Source organism: Pseudomonas sp. dw_358 (genome assembly GCF_018449655.1).
Lineage (GTDB): Bacteria > Pseudomonadota > Gammaproteobacteria > Pseudomonadales > Pseudomonadaceae > Aquipseudomonas.
In genome coordinates, this window is sequence record NZ_JAAVUX010000001.1 from 60,762 (window position 1) to 75,289 (window position 14,528).

Consider the following 14,528-nt stretch of genomic DNA (forward strand, 5'->3'; position numbering starts at 1 on the left):
CCCAACCCAAGGCGGCCTACAAGGATCGGCCATGACCCGCCACACCCTGGACGCCAACGCCACACAGGCGCCGCCAGCCAATTCCACTGCCCGCGTCGCCGTTGCCAGCTTCATCGGCACAGCCATCGAGTTCTACGACTTTTATGTCTACGCCACCGCCGCTGCGCTGGTGATCGGCCCGGTCTTCTTCCCGCAGACCTCAGGTACCGCCCAGATGCTCTCGGCCTTTCTGACCTTTGGCATCGCCTTTCTGGCCAGGCCCCTGGGCTCGGCCTTCTTCGGCCATTTCGGCGACCGCATCGGACGCAAATCGACGCTGGTGGCCTCGCTGCTGTTGATGGGCATCTGCACCACCCTGATCGGCCTGTTGCCCGGCTATGACAGCATTGGCGGATGGGCGCCCGCCCTGCTTTGCCTGTTGCGCTTTGGCCAAGGGCTGGGACTGGGCGGCGAATGGGGCGGCGCGGCACTGCTGGCCACCGAAAACGCTCCCAGGGGCAAGCGTGCCTGGTTCGGCATGTTTCCTCAATTGGGCCCATCCATAGGGTTTCTGGTGGCCAACGGCTTGTTTCTTGGCCTGGCCCTCGGCCTGGATGACGCCCAGTTTCGCAGCTGGGGCTGGCGTCTGCCCTTTGTGCTCAGCGCCGTGCTGGTGATCATCGGCCTTTACGTGCGCTTGAAGCTGGAAGAGACACCGATCTTCGCCCAGGCCATCGCCCGCCACGAACGGGTCAAGATGCCCATCGTCGAGCTCTTTGCCCAGTACTGGCAGCCGATGCTGCTGGGCGCCGCGTCCATGGTGGTGTGCTACGCGCTGTTCTATATCTCCACGGTGTTCTCCCTGAGCTACGGCGTCAGTACCCTGGGCTACAGCCGGGAAACCTTCCTCGGTCTGTTGTGCTTTGCCGTGCTATTCATGGCGGCCGCCACTCCGCTGTCGGCGTGGGCCAGCGACCGTTACGGGCGCAAGCCGGTGCTGATCCTGGGCGCCGTGGCCGCGATCGTTTCGGGCTTTACCATGCAACCGCTGCTGACCCAGGGCTCGACCGCCGGCGTAGCCTTGTTTCTGTGCCTGGAGCTGTTCCTCATGGGCTTCACCTTTGCCCCCATGGGCGCCCTGCTGCCAGAGCTGTTCCCGACCCGCGTGCGCTACACCGGCGCGTCGGCCGCTTACAACCTGGGAGGCATCGTCGGCGCATCGGCAGCGCCGTTTTTTGCCCAGAAGCTGGTGGCCCTGGGCGGCCTGAGCTGGGTCGGTGGCTATGTCTCGGCCGCCGCGCTTCTGAGCCTGCTGGCAGTGCTGTGCCTGAAGGAAACGAGGCATGAGGATTTAAATCGCATATCCTGATGTCACAGGTCAGTGATTGACGCACTGACCACAGCGGGCCCCGGAGATCGAGGCCCATAAACATGTGACGGACACCCCATGCCGCTTCGCAACATGCTGGTCTCCCAGCGTTACCTGATTTTCATCGTGGTCACCCTGCTGGGTGGCGGTTTTCTGACCACTTCCCTGCTGAGCTACTACGTCTCCCGAGACTCCATCCGCAACACCATCGCCAACACCGAGCTGCCGCTGACCTCCGACACGGTCTATTCGGAAGTGCTCAAGGACATCCTGCGGCCGATCCTGATTTCCTCGATGATGTCCCGCGACACCTTCCTGCGGGATTGGGCCATCGCCAGCCAGAAAGATCCGCAGCCGCTGACCCGCTACCTCAGGGAGGTGGTGACCTCGTACGGCGCCTACACGGCGTTCTTCGTTTCCGAATCCAGCAAGACGTACTACACCGCCAACGGCGTGCTCAAGATCATTCACCCGGATGACCCCCGCGATGGCTGGTACTACCGGGTCAAGGAGTCGACCACGCCCTACGAGTTCGAACTCGACAGCGACCAGGCCCACCATGACGACCTGGCGTTCTTTATCAACTACAAAGTGTACGACTACCAGAATCAGTTCATCGGCGTGGCCGGTGTCGGCCTGCGCGCCAACGCCGTGGTCAAATTGATGGACACCTATCAGCAGCGCTACGACAGCCAGGTCTACTTTGTCGATGCCCAGGGGCGCCTGACCCTGACCGGCACCGACGGCGGCCCGGACGGCGCCCATGCGGGCAGGTCGTTGGCGGAACTGAGCAGTACCCGCCCGCTGCTGTCTCGACTCCCTACCCCCCACGGCGGCAGCTATGAATACTCCAGCGAGGGCCAGGGCCATTTGCTCAACGTGCGCTTTATCCCTGAGCTCAACTGGTACCTGTACACCGACAAGCGCGAAGACATCGCCCTGAACGAGGTGCGCTCCTCGCTGTACCTGAATCTGCTCATCTGCCTGGTGGTGATGCTGGCGGTCATGGCCCTGCTGTATCGAGTGGTCCGGCGCTATCAGATACACATCGAGAAGATGGCTACCCTCGACACCCTGACTGCCCTCCCCAACCGCCGGGGCTTCGACCTGCTGGTGGTACAGGCCATGCGCGAAGCCCAGCGCGAGCGCGAGCCGCTGGCATTGCTGCTGTTCGATCTGGACCACTTCAAGCGGCTCAACGACACCTTCGGGCACCTGGCCGGCGACTGTGTCTTGCGCGGCTTTGCCCACGTGCTGCGCAGTTGCCTGCGCAAAGCCGATATCGTCTGCCGTTGGGGCGGCGAAGAATTCATTGTGCTGTTGCGCACCGACAGCGAGCACGCCCAACAGATCGCCGAGAAAATCCGCCTGCGCACCGAACAGCAGGCTTTCGCTTTCGAAGGCCAGAGCCTGCATGCCACCAGCAGTGTCGGGATGACGATGGTGGGCGAAGGCGATACCCTGCAAAGCCTCATCGCCCGCGCCGATCAGGCGCTGTACCGCGCCAAGGAAAGCGGACGCAATCGCCTTTGCCTGGAGCCAGGTCCCACGCCCCCATGAACCATTGCGCCCCATCACTGTGCCCTGCCTGCGGGGCCCGCAACGACTGCGCCCTGGCCGATCCGGCCAGCGCCGACCGCGCTTGCTGGTGCTACAGCGTCAGCATCGACCCGCAGGTGCTCCGGGCCTTGCCCGAAGCCCTGCGCAACAAGGCCTGCCTGTGCCCACGCTGCGCGCAAGTGCTGGATCAATTGCCGACGCAAAACCGGTAACATGGCCGCCCCCTTCCTGACTCGACCTGCCCTGCCATGCGCCTGGACCGTTTCCTCGGCAACCTGCCCCGCTTCAACCGCAAGCAAGTGCGGCTGCTGCTCATTGCCCGACGGATCAAAGTCGACGGACAGGTCACCAGCGACCCCTTGCACGAAGTCCGGGAATTCAGCCGTGTCGAACTGGATGACGAGTTGCTGCAGGCCGGTCGCGCGCCGCGCTACTTCATGTTGCACAAGCCCATGGGCTGCGTCAGCGCCACAGTGGACCTGCAACACCCCACGGTCCTCGACCTGCTCGACGAGCCGGACAAGCATGACCTGCACATTGCCGGCCGACTGGACTTCAACACCTCGGGGCTGATGCTTATCACCAACGACGGCCAGTGGTCGCGGCGCCTGACCCAGCCCATCACCAAACTGCCGAAGGTCTACCATGTGCACACCGAGCAGCCGATCAGCCCGGAATATGCCGAAACCTTCGCACGGGGTCTGTATTTCGCCTTCGAAGACCTCACCACCCAACCGGCGCACCTGGAGATTCTCGACAGGTGCAGCGCAAGGCTGAGCATCGTCGAGGGGCGTTACCATCAGGTGAAACGGATGTTCGGGCACTTTCAGAACAAGGTGCTCACCCTGCACCGCGAAAGCATGGGCCCGCTGGTCCTGGATCCGGCTCTGGCACCCGGCCAGTACCGACACCTGACAGCTGAAGAGATTCAGCAGATTTGAGGTGTGAACCCCTGCCACGACCGCTCGGCCGAAACCGTCGAATGATTGCACGACGTCGCTTGCGAGGCAGCCCATCGGCTGCTTGAATCAGAACGTCGGTCTTCATGTGACCGGTGAGTCAGCTATGCCGCTGGATTGTACTCTTTGCCCGTGATCGGTGCCTCGAAGCGCTGGAGCTGGCGAACTGCCCGCCTATAACAAAACCCGTCGAACAGATCGTTCGGATCGACAAGGGCCCCTTTCAGGCAATTGCCTACCTGTCACACACAACGTGCAGCGTCGACTGCGCGAACACTCGTTTTTTGCCAGGAGTCTAACGACATGAGGCCAGAAATCGCTGTGCTGGATATACAGGGTCAGTATCGGGTCTACACGGAGTTGTATCGCGCAGAGGCCGCTGAAAAAACCATCATCCTGGTCAATGGATCACTGGCAACCACGGCATCCTTTGCCCAAACCGTGCGCAGCCTGCACCCCGAATTCAATGTCGTGCTGTACGACCAGCCCTACTCCGGGAAATCCAAGGCACACAATCACAACCAGCGCTCGGTGACCAAGGAAGAGGAAGGCCTGATTCTGCTGGAGCTGATCGACCACTTCAACGCCGAACAGATCATGTCCTTCTCCTGGGGTGGCGCCTGCGCCATGCTCGCCCTCGCCCACCGCCCCAAGCGCATCGAAAAGGCCGTGATCAGCTCCTTCTCTCCGGTGCTCAACGCGCCCATGCGCGACTACCTGGAGCGTGGGGCTGAATACCTGGGCGCCTTCGAGCGGTTCAAGATTGGCCACTTGGTCAACGACACCATCGGTAAACACCTGCCGTCGCTGTTCAAGCGCTTCAATTACAAGCACGTGAGCAGCCTGGAACATCATGAATACATGCAGATGCACTTTCACATCAGCGAAGTGCTGGCCAACGAATTGGGCGATGCCCTGACAGGCGCGGGCAAGGTCAACGTGCCGGTGCTGTTTATCAATGGCGAATGGGACGAGTACACCACTCACCAGGAAGCCCGGATCTTCGCCAACCACGTGGAAAAGGCCCAGTTTGCCTGCATCCAGAACACCGGGCACTTTCTCGACATGGAACACAAGGTCGCCTGTCAGGATACGCGCAACGCCATGATCGACTTCCTGCAACCCCACGCCGGCGACCGGCGACTGCGCTACCGGCCTGCGCAAAATCACCCTGCATTGGCGTTCTGAGGCCTTGGCCCGTGGCCGCAGGGCAACGGGCCGGTGAATGGCGCGGTGGAAATAGCGCTTCATTTCGGCTTCGACTTCTGGTACAAAGTCACCCGCGAAATGCGGGTATAGTTTAGTGGCAAAACGAAAGCTTCCCAAGCTTTAGTTGAGGGTTCGATTCCCTCTACCCGCTCCAGATTTTTGCGCGCCGTTCGGCATTCTGCTTCACCCTGATCCATCAAGTTTATCCTGCCAGGCTCCTTGTTGCTTTGCTTGGCCGCCGTGCTGTGGGCGATTAGAAGGTTCAAGGCAACCTCTCCAGGGCCGAGCGTGCTCGGGAGCCGCCACTCACATGAATACTCCTCGCGTTCAATCCAAAAATTATGAGTTTGTCTCATCACCCCCTCCCTGTCGACAATGCGCCCACTTACGCATTGGAGACATCTCGCCATGGCAACGCCCCACTCCCTCGGCTTTCCCCGCATCGGTGCCGACCGTGAACTGAAAAAAGCCCTCGAAGCCCATTGGAAAGGCGACATCGACCAGGCTGCCCTGGAAACCGTGGGCCGAGCGTTGCGGGCGCAGCATTGGGCGATGCAGCGCGACGCCGGGATCGAACTGCTGCCCGTGGGGGATTTTGCCTGGTATGACCAGATGCTCGCCCAGTCCCTGACGTTGGGCGTGGTGCCAGATCGGTTTGCCAGCACTCAGGATGCGCGCGGCCTGCCGACGCTGGACAGCCTGTTCGCCATGGCCCGAGGTGCCAGCGCCGGTTGCTGCGGTGAGCACGGCGGCGGGCAGCATGCCCTGGAGCTGACTAAATGGTTCGACACCAACTACCACTATCTGGTCCCCGAGTTCACAGCCGACCAGCGTTTCATGCTGAGCTGGGAACAACTGTTCGAGGAGGTCGACGAGGCATTGGCCCTTGGCCACAAGGTCAAGCCGGTCGTGATCGGCCCGCTGACCTACCTGTGGCTGGGCAAGGCCAAGGGCGGTGATTTTGACAAGCTGGACCTGCTGGAGCGCTTGTTGCCGGTGTACGGGGAAATTCTCGGGCGGCTGGCGCGCCAAGGCGTGGAATGGGTGCAGATCGATGAGCCGATCCTCTGCCTGGACCTGCCACAGGACTGGAAAAATGCCTTCGAACGGGCGTATCACATCCTGCAGTACTCGCCACTGAAGAAGCTGGTGGCCACCTATTTCGGCGCTCTGGAAGACAACCTGGGTCTGGCCGTCGGTCTGCCGGTGGACGGTTTGCACATCGATCTGGTGCGCGCACCCGAGCAGTTGGCGACGGTGCTGGATCGCCTGCCCAGCTATAAAGTGCTGTCGGTGGGCGTGGTCAACGGGCGCAATGTCTGGCGCTGTGATCTGGAGCAGGCGCTGGCGTACCTGCAAGAAGCGCAGCAGCGTTTTGGCCACAATCTGTGGGTCAGCAGCTCCTGCTCGTTGCTGCACAGCCCGGTGGACCTGGCCCGTGAGGATCAGTTGGATGATGAACTGAAAAGCTGGCTGGCTTTCGCTGTGCAGAAATGCGCGGAGGTTCGCGTGATCGCGCAGGCACTCACCCAGCCACAGGATTCCCGCGTTCAAGCCGCGCTGCTTGACAGTCGCTCGGTTCAGGCCAGCCGCCAGCAGTCGACACGCATTCACAAAATCGCGGTGCAAGCGCGTCTGGCCGCCGTATCGCCTGCCGACAGCCAGCGCCAATCGGCCTTTACCCAACGCATCGAAGTGCAGCGCGCGCGGTTGGCGTTGCCGGCCTTTCCGACCACTACCATCGGCTCATTCCCGCAGACAGCGACGATTCGTCTGGCCCGCCAGGCCTTCAAGCAAGGCAAGCTGTCCCTGAGTGATTACACCGATGCCATGCACCACGAGATTCGCCAGGCTATCAAGGTCCAGGAAAATCTCGGACTGGACGTATTGGTCCACGGCGAAGCCGAACGTAACGACATGGTCGAATATTTTGCCGAGCAATTGGACGGCTATGCCTTCACCCGCTTCGGCTGGGTGCAGAGCTACGGTTCGCGCTGCGTCAAACCGGCGATTATCTATGGCGACCTGAGCCGACCCCAGGCGATGACCGTGGAGTGGATTCGCTACGCGCAGACCCAGACCGAGAAGGTCATGAAAGGCATGCTCACCGGCCCGGTGACATTACTGATGTGGTCGTTCGCCCGGGAGGACGTCTCCCGCGAGACCCAGGCTCGGCAGTTGGCGCTGGCGATTCGTGACGAGGTTCTGGACCTGGAAGCGGCCGGTATCCAGATCGTTCAAATCGACGAGGCGGCTTTCCGTGAAGGGTTACCCTTGCGCCGGGCGCAGTGGCAGGCCTATCTGGACTGGGCAGTGGAAGCCTTTCGCCTGTGCGCTGCCGGTGTCCGGGACGAAACCCAGATCCACACCCACATGTGCTATAGCGAGTTCAACGACGTGATCGACGCCATCGCCGCGATGGACGCCGACGTCATCACCATCGAGACCTCGCGCTCGGGCATGCAGCTGCTCGAAGCGTTCAAGGCGTTCGATTACCCCAACGACATCGGCCCGGGCGTCTACGATATACATTCACCTCGCGTGCCGGGCAGTGCCGAGATGGCCGACCTGCTGCGCAAGGCGGCCCGACACGTGCCGGCCGAGCGTTTGTGGGTCAACCCGGACTGCGGGCTGAAGACCCGAGGCTGGGCCGAAACGCAAGCGGCGTTGGTGAACATGGTGGCTGCGGCGCGGCAGTTGCGCGCCGAGCTGGCATAAGGTGCAAGGCCGAGGACGAACGCGTACACTGCGGTCGCTCCAAAAAATTGTAGCGAAGGAAGAAGTCGGTCAAAAACCGCCGCGGTCGCGCCACTGTAGTCGGCTTCATGCCGTAAGCCAGACCTTCCTTCGTCAAATCAACCGTTGTCGGGACGCGTAATCCCTGAGGTCATCATGGCTTATACCGCTTCTTCTCAAACCGATGTCGCCATCCCTGCCATCCCGCTGGGCGAAGTCTTGCCTTGGGCGATCTTCGGCGGTCTGCTGCTGATGCTGGCGCTGTATTTCGTGGGTGCCGAACAAGGCGCCACCGCGATGTTCAAGGGCATGTATGTCCACGAATTCGTGCACGACGGCCGCCACCTGCTGGGCTTCCCCTGCCACTGATCCCCTGAGGTTCTGACATGACTGGTCGTTTACTCGTCAGGGGCATGCTCGTCGGTCTGATCGCGGGCATCCTGGCATTCGGCTTCGCCAAAGTGTTTGGCGAGCCCCAGGTGGACCGTGCGATTGCCTTCGAGGAAGGCATGGCCCACATGCACGGTGATGCCGAAGAGCCGGAACTGGTGAGCCGCGAGGTGCAAAGCACTTTCGGCCTGTTCACCGGTGTGATGGTGTACAGCACCGCGCTGGGCGGGCTCTTCGCGCTGGTGTTCGCCTATTCGCTGGGGCGTATCGGCAAGATCGGCCCACGCGGGCTGGCGGCATTGCTGGCACTGGCCGCGTTCGTCACGGTGTTTCTGGTGCCCGGTCTGGTCTATCCGCCGAACCCGCCGTCGGTGGGTGACCCGAATACCATTGGCCAACGCACCAAGTTGTTCTTTCTGATGATTCTGGTGTCAGTGGTGGCCGCTGTAATCGCGGTCAATGCGGGACGCAAGCTCATCGCGCGCTCCGGGCTGTGGAACGGTGCGATTGGCGGCGTGGCGATTTACCTGGCCATTGTCATCGTGGCCGCGGCGCTGTTTCCCACCATCAACGAAGTGCCGGACAACTTCTCGGCGGTCACGCTGTGGAAATTCCGGACCGCATCGCTGGGCATCCAGATTGCCCTGTGGGGCAGCCTGGGCTTGATCTTTGGCCCGGTGGCCGAGCGGGCTTTATTCCCGGCAGGGCGGTTGGTCCGCGTCTGAGAAACACCCCGGTGAGGCCGTGCAACGCGGCCTCATTGCCTGCTCCCCGAACTCGACCAACGCCCTTCAGCCAACCCCATCCCAGTCGATACAGCAGGAACAATAACCTGCATCTGCCCCCGGCAGCCGCGCGCCTCTCTCATTATCGACGAGCCCCGCCATGAACCCGATGAGCCTTTTCAGCAAGCAGCACGGATCGAGCAAAGGCGCCCTCAGCCTGGTGTGCACGTCGGGAGAACTGGCGGCCAAGCTGGAAGACGTGCGCCTGGTCCCGGTGTTGATCACGGGTTTTGTCTCCCCCCACGTCGACATCGATCAGGTCGCCCAACGTTTGCGTCAACGCTTCGCCGGCGCAGTGATCAGCCTGTGCACCACGTCTGGCGAGCTGTGCAACAGCCCCGGCCAGCTGTATTGCCCCACCGGCAGCCGCTGGGACCGCGTGGTGCTGCAACTGTTCGACCGCAGCGTGGTGGCCTCGGCGGAAGTGGTCATGGTGCCGCTGGAGTGCGAGGACATCCGTGCCGGTGGCAAACGCCTGCCCATGCGCGACCGGATCGGCAAGCTGGTGGGCAATATCAAGCGGGTGCAGGTCAAGACCGCCATCGACCACCGCGATACCCTCGCCTACGTGGTGTTCGACGGCCTCTCGGCATCAGAGTCGTTCTTCATGGAAGCCCTTTACGAGTCGGGCCGTTTTCCGTGCCTGTTCGTCGGCGGCTCGGCCGGTGGCAAGGATGACTTCAAGCAGACCCTGATCCATGACGGCCAACGCAGCTACCAGAACCATGCCCAGATCGTGTTCATCAAGACGCCGCCCGATGTGCGCTTCGGGGTGTTCAAAAGCCAGAATTTCGAACCCTCCAGCCTGAGTTTCAGCGTGCTGACCGCCTCGGTGGAGGACCGCACCATTCACCAGGTGATCGACAGCGCCGGCAACATCAAGACCATGGTCCGTGCGCTCTGCGACGCCTTCAAATGCGGCCCCGAGCAGTTGGACAAACAACTGGCCGACTACTCATTCGCCATCCGCGTGGGTGACGAGCTGTTTGTGCGCTCCATCGCCCGCATCGACCACGGCCAGCAGATCGTGCAGTTGTTCTGCGACGTCGCGCCCGGAGAAGAATTGGTCATGGTCAAGCGCACTTCGATCAAGGAATCGACCCGCGCCGATTTTCAGCGTTTTCTGCAGGGCAAGAGTGGTCAGCCGGTGGCCGCCATCCTCAACGACTGCATCCTGCGCCGCCTGAACAACGGCGGTGACTTGAGCGCCATGGCGGGGATCTTCGGCGATGTGCCACTGGCCGGCTTCTCCACTTTCGGCGAAATTTTGGGCCTGAACCTCAACCAGACGCTCACCGCGATCTTCTTTTTCCACGTTCCTCAAGGCACGGCCTTCCGTGACGAATATGTCGATAATTTCATCGCCCATTATGGCGAATTCAAGGCGTTCTTCCTGCGCCGGCAGATCAAGAAGCTGTCCGGTCTCAACCATGTGGTGGTCAAGCAGATCATGGCCTTTAAAGGCAATGACTTCACCAGCGCCCTGGACATGACCGGGCTGGATGACAATATCCGGCCGGTGTTCAACGGCCTGACCGACCTGGGCCAGGTGCTCAGCCACGCCAGCCAGCAGCAGGAAGCCATTGCCGAACAGCTGAAGCACTACTCTGGCGAGCTGCACCTGTCCATGGATGATCTGGCCGGTACCATCGACAAGCAAAACAGCGTGGCCGCTCAGGCCGGCAGTACGGTGGACAGCTTGTCGACTCAGGCAGAAGAGGCGGTGGGCGGCGCCCGCGAGCTGGCGCAATCGAGTCTGCGCATTCAATCCATCGTCCAGGTGATCCAGCAGATTGCCGGTCAGACTAACCTGCTGGCCCTCAACGCCGCCATCGAGGCAGCGCGTGCCGGGGAAATGGGCCGTGGCTTCGCCGTAGTGGCCGATGAAGTGCGCAAGCTGGCGGAAATCACCCGCAAGAATGCGGCTGAAATCGGCGTCGACATTGACCTGCTGTCCGGCGAGATCCAGCGGGTGGCCCAACAGATCGACGATCAATCCAGTGCCGTCAGTTCGCTGCGCGCCTTGCTCATTGCCCTGGAGGACTCCAGCCGCATGACGGAAGGCACCGCGCAAAGGACCAAAGGCATCGCCGACACCCTGACTGGCCTGACTCACAGCACCGGCAGCTGACCCTCGGCCAACGACGCAATCAGGCGGCGTACTTCCGCGTGCTGCCGTCTGGCTGACGGCACGGTGAAGACGTTATCGGAGAAGTGGTTCAAGGCGGACATCACCCCCCGAACCCTGGCACGCCTCAGCGCAGGCGCGCCGGGATCATCTTTATCGGCGCGCCAACTCGTGCTTGATGCAGCCGTCGTAGTACGCCTTCTTCACTGCCAGCGGGCGCAGGCGGCTCTTGCTGTGATAGGTCTGGTCGGTGATGCCCAGCGCCATCTTGTGCATCCACGGCTGGGCATAGTGTCGCACCTGCACGCGGTGGCGCGCGGTCCATAACGTGACGCCGGAGAGCTTGGACTGCTGCGCATTGCGCGCCGTCTCGGCGCCCCATTGGCACATCTGCAAGTCCTTGGGCCGCAGGTCTCGCGCTTGCACCGGGCTGACGGCAACCAATGCCAGGGCCGCCAGGGTCAATGTCCACACGCGCATGGCCTCAGGACTCCTGACGGTCATGGTCCCCGCGGCGGCGGCTGGACATTTCACGCAGGACAATGGGAATGATGCGATACAAGTCGACAATGTAGCGCTTGGCCAAACGCTGGGGCTCGCTAAGAATGCGGTGCGCCCACTCCAGGGAAAGCTTCTGCACCCACTCGGGGGCACGCTTGACCTTGCCGGCGACGAAGTTCAACGACGCGCCCGCGCACAACCCGACACCCACCGCACCACCACGCTGGAGCACCTTGAGTGCCAGTTCTTCCTGACGTGGCGCGCCCACCGAGAAAATGATCAGGCGAGCCGGGTTGGCTACAACAAAGTCCACCGCCTTTTCCACCTCGGCCGGCTGCTTGATGAAGCCCATGGGAGGGTTGTAATGGTTGAAGCGCACGGCCGGGTACTTGGCGTGCAGGCTTTCCATCACGTCGTCTTCACAACCGATGACGGTAATGGACCAGGCGTTCTGCTGGGCCACGTCGAGCATCGCCACAGTCAGGGTGCTGCCGGGGATCACTTCGGAAATATTGGCGCCCAGGCGGTTCATCCAGGGCAATAGAATACGGCTGTCACAGATGCGATAGGCCGCCTGATCATAGGCCGCGATCAAACCTTGATGACGATCGTGCTCCAACATCACCACATGGTTGACGTTGGCCGTCACCACATAGCCATAGGGGCCAGCGCTGAGCACGTCGAGTTCCTTGATGAACTCGTTGAGCGTGCCAGTGTACAAATCGATACCGAAAACTTTCATGGGCCAGTCCTTGAATCGCATCATCGAGTTGCCGTCCGTCGACTCAGGACTTCCGGCGCGCCGTCACGAACTCGCCCGCAGGCGATCAGTGTGAAACCGGGCGGGTCGCAGGGACGCCAGCTCGCGGTTTCGTGCTTGTGTGTCGCTGTGGCTAGGTTGCCCGGAGCCGGGCCTAATTAAGCAAGTCTGCGCCGCCTCTACTGACCACGAATCGGCCATTTGGTTGCCGACCGTGCCTGAACGCTTCCATTGCCAAGGTGTCAGTAATGCGCCGGGCGTCCATCGCCCTGTGGTGCGCCACTTCGAGGGTGCGCTTATATCATTTAGCCATTACGGCAGGAAGTCATTCCAGACGATTCTACTCCAGCTCGGCTCAGAGTAGACCGAATGTGTGACAACAAAAGCCCGAGCCAGAGCGGTTTCATGATCAGGCCCGGGTTTGACGCTTATACCCGAAAACGCATGACCACCTGATTCAGCCCCACCGCCAATTGCGACAACTCGGAACTGGCCACCGAGGTCTGTTGAGCCCCGGCTGCCGTCTGGGTCGACAAATCGCGAATACTGGTGAGATTACGGTCTACCTCGCGCGCCACCTGGGCCTGCTGCTCGGTGGCGGTGGCAATGTTGGTGTTGCGCTCATTGATCAGCAAGATGGCCGCGGTGATCTGCGCCAGCGCCTCGCCGGCGGCCTCGGCCACCTCAAGGCTGGTCCGGGCACGATCACTGCTGGTGCTCATGGCGTTGACAGCCTTGGAGGCGCCGCCCTGGATCGAGCTGATCATTTTTTCAATCTCGGCGGTGGACTGCTGGGTCCGATGGGCCAGCGCCCGCACTTCGTCGGCGACCACGGCAAAGCCACGGCCCGCCTCGCCCGCACGCGCAGCCTCGATGGCCGCGTTGAGGGCCAGCAGGTTGGTTTGGTCGGCGATGCCGCGAATCACTTCCAGCACGCCGCTGATGCTCTGCACCTGCACGGCCAGCCCGTCGATTTCGCTGGCGGTGGCGCCCACTGCGCTGTGCAACTGGCCGATCACCTGAACGGTTTCCTCGACGCGCTGACGACCATGCTCGGCCGACGCGCTGGAGTCACGGGCGGCACTGGAAGCCATGGAGGCGTTGCGCGCCACCTCTTCCACCGCCGCGCTCATCTGGTTAATGGCGGTAGCGGCCTGGTTGATTTCGTCGTTCTGGCGCTGGATGCCGCGCAGGGCCTCCTCGGTGACCGCGCTCATTTCCTCGGAGGTGGAGGCCAACTGGTTCGATGAGTCACCCAGCTCGCCCAGGGTGCGACGCAGGTTCTGCTGCATGACCGCCAATGCGGCCAGCAGGCGAGCCGGCTCGTCACGACCGGCGGCTTCGATGTGCTGGCTGAAATCGTTGCGGGCAATCTGCTCGGCCACGGCCAGCGCTTTGGCAATCGGAGCCGTCAGACTGCGGGTGAACAGGCTGGCCAGCAACAGGGTGGCCACCAGCGCCACCAGCACCGAGCCGATAATGACGTTGCGCGATGACACATAGGCCTGGTTGGCGGCCATCTCCGAGTTGCTCACCTTCAGGTCAGCAAGTTGCCCCATCTCGTTGAAATCGCCGCTGAGCTTTTCGGCAGCCTGAGTCATTTCGCCGCTGGCGGAGGTCAGGCTGCTGATCACGTCATCGCGTTTGTTTTGAGCGGCGTCAATGAAACGCGCGTGCACGGCCAGATAAGCTTCGACATCGCGCTCGATGCTGGCGAACAATTGCTGCCCTTTAGGGGTGATGATCAAGGGCTTGAGCTGCTCGACATCCGATTGCAGGCCACTGCGCGCCTGGCTGATGCGTTGCTGGGCCATGGCCGCGGTAGGGGCATCCTGAGCGGTGCGCAGACTGCCGTTGTACAGGCGGATGCTCAGCAGATCGCTTTTGACCTGGGCGATGATGCGGATCGTCGGCATGACGTTGTTTTGCAGAAGCTCGCGAGACGCCTTGAGATCGGCGGACTGCATCAGCGAAAACAGTCCCAGGGAGGCCACCAGTACAGCGAAGAAACCGAAACAGAGTAGAGAGCGTGAGGCAATGTTCAGGGAGCGGAGGTTCATGAGTGGCCTTTGGACATCAACGGTGATGCCTTCGCTATCGGCCTTAAACGTTTCAGCTTGAGCCGAAATGCTACTTGGCCGCTGAGCGGTAT

General features: G+C 61.8%; 12 protein-coding genes and 1 tRNA gene. 10 read left to right on the forward strand and 3 right to left on the reverse strand.

Annotation, left to right across the window (positions count from 1 at the left end):
* The first annotated feature begins 31 nt into the window (after window positions 1–31).
* The 10 genes from HB675_RS00310 to HB675_RS00355 all read left to right on the forward strand — a co-directional run bounded on the left by HB675_RS00310 (window position 32) and on the right by HB675_RS00355 (window position 11,118).
* On the forward strand, window positions 32–1,348 hold the full coding sequence (locus HB675_RS00310) for an MFS transporter (RefSeq protein WP_213875094.1): 1,317 nt from the start codon (window positions 32–34) through the stop codon (window positions 1,346–1,348).
* Window positions 1,349–1,426: 78 nt separating this feature from the next.
* Entirely contained in the window at window positions 1,427–2,908 is a 1,482-nt protein-coding gene (locus tag HB675_RS00315; RefSeq protein WP_213875095.1) for a diguanylate cyclase, read from the forward strand.
* On the forward strand, window positions 2,905–3,120 hold the full coding sequence (locus HB675_RS00320) for a cysteine-rich CWC family protein (RefSeq protein WP_213875096.1): 216 nt from the start codon (window positions 2,905–2,907) through the stop codon (window positions 3,118–3,120). The genes HB675_RS00315 and HB675_RS00320 overlap by 4 nt, the downstream gene beginning before the upstream one ends.
* A gap of 36 nt (window positions 3,121–3,156) precedes the next feature.
* On the forward strand, window positions 3,157–3,849 hold the full coding sequence (locus tag HB675_RS00325; RefSeq protein WP_213875097.1) for a pseudouridine synthase: 693 nt from the start codon (window positions 3,157–3,159) through the stop codon (window positions 3,847–3,849).
* 321 nt (window positions 3,850–4,170) lie between these two features.
* On the forward strand, window positions 4,171–5,055 hold the full coding sequence (locus HB675_RS00330; RefSeq protein WP_213875098.1) for an alpha/beta fold hydrolase: 885 nt from the start codon (window positions 4,171–4,173) through the stop codon (window positions 5,053–5,055).
* A gap of 101 nt (window positions 5,056–5,156) precedes the next feature.
* Window positions 5,157–5,230 (forward strand) — tRNA-Gly (locus HB675_RS00335).
* A gap of 254 nt (window positions 5,231–5,484) precedes the next feature.
* A complete protein-coding gene (gene metE, locus HB675_RS00340; protein ID WP_213875099.1) occupies window positions 5,485–7,794 on the forward strand; it encodes a 5-methyltetrahydropteroyltriglutamate--homocysteine S-methyltransferase in 2,310 nt (769 codons plus the stop codon).
* A gap of 174 nt (window positions 7,795–7,968) precedes the next feature.
* Window positions 7,969–8,181 carry a CbtB-domain containing protein gene (locus HB675_RS00345; RefSeq protein ID WP_213875100.1) on the forward strand — a complete coding sequence of 71 codons (213 nt, stop codon included), beginning with the start codon at window positions 7,969–7,971 and terminating at the stop codon, window positions 8,179–8,181.
* A 17-nt stretch (window positions 8,182–8,198) separates the two neighbouring features.
* Window positions 8,199–8,927 (forward strand): CbtA family protein, encoded by a 729-nt coding sequence (locus tag HB675_RS00350; protein WP_213875101.1) that lies wholly within the window; start codon window positions 8,199–8,201, stop codon window positions 8,925–8,927.
* Window positions 8,928–9,087: 160 nt separating this feature from the next.
* Complete coding sequence (locus tag HB675_RS00355; protein WP_213875102.1) at window positions 9,088–11,118, forward strand: methyl-accepting chemotaxis protein; 2,031 nt, start codon at window positions 9,088–9,090, stop codon at window positions 11,116–11,118.
* Window positions 11,119–11,268: 150 nt separating this feature from the next.
* On the opposite strand, the gene HB675_RS00360 is transcribed toward HB675_RS00355, so the two are convergent.
* From HB675_RS00360 to HB675_RS00370, 3 genes are all read right to left on the reverse strand, one after another.
* Window positions 11,269–11,595, reverse strand: a complete 327-nt coding sequence (locus HB675_RS00360; protein WP_213875103.1) for a hypothetical protein — start codon at window positions 11,593–11,595, stop codon at window positions 11,269–11,271.
* 4 nt (window positions 11,596–11,599) lie between these two features.
* A complete protein-coding gene (locus HB675_RS00365; RefSeq protein WP_213875104.1) occupies window positions 11,600–12,358 on the reverse strand; it encodes a WecB/TagA/CpsF family glycosyltransferase in 759 nt (252 codons plus the stop codon).
* A gap of 446 nt (window positions 12,359–12,804) precedes the next feature.
* Window positions 12,805–14,436, reverse strand: coding sequence for a methyl-accepting chemotaxis protein (locus HB675_RS00370; protein ID WP_213875105.1), 1,632 nt, complete (start codon window positions 14,434–14,436; stop codon window positions 12,805–12,807).
* Between the last annotated feature and the right edge of the window lie 92 nt (window positions 14,437–14,528).

Bases quoted from the DNA above. Each gene is read 5' to 3' on its own strand.
- HB675_RS00370 (WP_213875105.1), bottom strand. From the start codon at position 14,436: ATGAACCTCCGCTCCCTGAACATTGCCTCACGCTCTCTACTCTGTTTC.
- HB675_RS00325 (WP_213875097.1), top strand. From the start codon at position 3,157: ATGCGCCTGGACCGTTTCCTCGGCAACCTGCCCCGCTTCAACCGCAAG.
- HB675_RS00315 (WP_213875095.1), top strand. From the start codon at position 1,427: ATGCCGCTTCGCAACATGCTGGTCTCCCAGCGTTACCTGATTTTCATC.
- HB675_RS00310 (WP_213875094.1), top strand. From the start codon at position 32: ATGACCCGCCACACCCTGGACGCCAACGCCACACAGGCGCCGCCAGCC.
- HB675_RS00345 (WP_213875100.1), top strand. From the start codon at position 7,969: ATGGCTTATACCGCTTCTTCTCAAACCGATGTCGCCATCCCTGCCATC.
- HB675_RS00350 (WP_213875101.1), top strand. From the start codon at position 8,199: ATGACTGGTCGTTTACTCGTCAGGGGCATGCTCGTCGGTCTGATCGCG.
- metE (WP_213875099.1), top strand. From the start codon at position 5,485: ATGGCAACGCCCCACTCCCTCGGCTTTCCCCGCATCGGTGCCGACCGT.
- HB675_RS00365 (WP_213875104.1), bottom strand. From the start codon at position 12,358: ATGAAAGTTTTCGGTATCGATTTGTACACTGGCACGCTCAACGAGTTC.
- HB675_RS00320 (WP_213875096.1), top strand. From the start codon at position 2,905: ATGAACCATTGCGCCCCATCACTGTGCCCTGCCTGCGGGGCCCGCAAC.
- HB675_RS00355 (WP_213875102.1), top strand. From the start codon at position 9,088: ATGAACCCGATGAGCCTTTTCAGCAAGCAGCACGGATCGAGCAAAGGC.
- HB675_RS00360 (WP_213875103.1), bottom strand. From the start codon at position 11,595: ATGCGCGTGTGGACATTGACCCTGGCGGCCCTGGCATTGGTTGCCGTC.
- HB675_RS00330 (WP_213875098.1), top strand. From the start codon at position 4,171: ATGAGGCCAGAAATCGCTGTGCTGGATATACAGGGTCAGTATCGGGTC.